Annotated in this window: 2 rRNA genes (1 of these 2 cut by a window edge); both read right to left on the reverse strand. The window is 48.7% G+C overall.

Features of this window, described 5'->3' with window-relative positions:
• Positions 1–42: 42 nt before the first annotated feature.
• Positions 43–151: ribosomal RNA gene (gene rrf / locus AAFP94_RS14845) — 5S ribosomal RNA — on the reverse strand.
• Between the two features lie 91 nt (positions 152–242).
• Positions 243–2,500: ribosomal RNA gene (locus AAFP94_RS14850) — 23S ribosomal RNA — on the reverse strand; it runs 564 nt beyond the window's last position.

A 2,500-nucleotide genomic window follows, 5' to 3' on the forward strand; every position in this document is an offset into this window, starting at 1 on the left:
ACAAAAAAACCCTTACTAATAATTTAGTAAGGGTTTTCTAAAAAAAGGCGGCGACCTACTCTCCCACAAGTAGCAGTACCATTGGCGCTAATGGGCTTAACTTCTCTGTTCGGAATGGTAAGAGGTGAGCCCCATCGCTATAACCACCTTAAATCTTTGGCTGTGGCAAGCACAACACTAATATTGTTGACATATTGAAAAAACATAACATGAATTATAATCACTCTATAAAAAAACAGGCGTACAATAAGCCTATGGGTTATTAGTACTACTCGGCTATGGCATTACTGCCTTTACACCTGTAGCCTATCAACGTGGTCATCTCCCACGACCCTTTAAAGAAATCTCATCTTGTGGTGGGTTTCGCGCTTATATGCTTTCAGCGCTTATCCCTTCCCAACGTAGCTACCCTGCAATGCCGCTGGCGCGACAACAGGTACACCAGAGGTTAGTCCAACTCGGTCCTCTCGTACTAGAGTCAGATCCACTCAAATTTCTAACGCCCACTGTAGATAGAGACCGAACTGTCTCACGACGTTCTGAACCCAGCTCGCGTGCCACTTTAATGGGCGAACAGCCCAACCCTTGGGACCTTCTCCAGCCCCAGGATGTGACGAGCCGACATCGAGGTGCCAAACCCCCCCGTCGATGTGAGCTCTTGGGGGAGATCAGCCTGTTATCCCCGGAGTACCTTTTATCCTTTGAGCGATGGCCCTTCCATGCGGAACCACCGGATCACTATGCTCTTGTTTCCAACCTGATCGACTTGTAGGTCTCTCAGTCAAGCACCCTTATGCCATTGCACTCTACGCACGGTTACCAAGCGTGCTGAGGGTACCTTTAGAAGCCTCCGTTACTCTTTTGGAGGCGACCACCCCAGTCAAACTACCCATCAAGCACTGTCCCCTTTTGTAAAGGGTTAGACTCTAGATAAGCAAAGGGTGGTATTTCAACAATGACTCCACAACACCTGGCGATGCCGCTTCAAAGTCTCCCACCTATCCTACACATTACTTATCCAAAGCCAATACTAAACTATAGTAAAGGTTCACGGGGTCTTTTCGTCCCACAGCGGGTAATCGGCATCTTCACCGATACTACAATTTCACCGAGCTCATGGCTGAGACAGTGTCCAGATCGTTGCACCATTCGTGCAGGTCGGAACTTACCCGACAAGGAATTTCGCTACCTTAGGACCGTTATAGTTACGGCCGCCGTTTACTGGGGCTTCATTTCAGATCTTCGCCGAAGCTAAACCCTCCACTTAACCTTCCAGCACCGGGCAGGTGTCAGGCCATATACGTCATCTTTCGATTTAGCATAGCCCTGTGTTTTTGATAAACAGTCGCCTGGACCTTTTCACTGCGGCCCTACCGAAGTAGGGCGACCTTTCTCCCGAAGTTACAGGTCTATTTTGCCTAGTTCCTTAGCCATGAATCTCTCGAGCACCTTAGAATTCTCTTCCCAACTACCTGTGTCGGTTTAGGGTACGGGCTGCTTCACTTGCTTTTCTTGGAAGTCGCTTCTCTGGATTATCACCGCAGCCGAAGCTTTAGTGTACTATCGCCGTGTTACCACTGGCTTCAACGTGCTATTCCGTCAGCACGCACCAAATATACGCCTCCGTCACTTTTAACGTGAGCAGGTACAGGAATATTAACCTGTTGTCCATCCACTACCCCTTTCGGGTTCGCGTTAGGTCCCGACTAACCCTCAGCTGATTAGCATAGCTGAGGAAACCTTAGTCTTTCGGTGTGCGGGTTTCTCGCCCGCATTATCGTTACTTATGCCTACATTTTCTTTTGTAGCTTCTCCAGCATACCTCGCAGTACACCTTCGACGACACTACAATGCTCCCCTACCACTTTTACAAGTCCATAGCTTCGGTAGTATGTTTATGCCCGATTATTATCCATGCCGGATCGCTCGACTAGTGAGCTGTTACGCACTCTTTAAATGAATGGCTGCTTCCAAGCCAACATCCTAGCTGTCTGGGCAATCCAACCGCGTTTCTTCAACTTAACATACATTTGGGGACCTTAGCTGATGGTCTGGGTTCTTTCCCTCTCGGACATGGACCTTAGCACCCATGCCCTCACTGCTGATCATCATTTTATAGCATTCGGAGTTTGTCTGGAATTGGTAGGCGGTGAAGCCCCCGCATCCAATCAGTAGCTCTACCTCTATAAAACTAAATCAACGCTGCACCTAAATGCATTTCGGGGAGTACGAGCTATTTCCGAGTTTGATTGGCCTTTCACCCCTACCCACAGGTCATCCGAAGACTTTTCAACGTCAACCGGTTCGGTCCTCCACTATATGTTACTACAGCTTCAACCTGCCCATGGGTAGATCACACGGTTTCGCGTCTACCACTACTAACTTAAGCGCCCTATTCAGACTCGCTTTCGCTACGGATCCGGCACTTAATGCCTTAACCTTGCTAGCAACGGTAACTCGTAGGCTCATTATGCAAAAGGCACGCCGTCACCCCAAAGGG

Origin of the sequence: Gilvirhabdus luticola (genome assembly GCF_040117515.1) — a bacterium.
GTDB classification, from domain to species: domain Bacteria; phylum Bacteroidota; class Bacteroidia; order Flavobacteriales; family Flavobacteriaceae; genus Gilvirhabdus; species Gilvirhabdus luticola.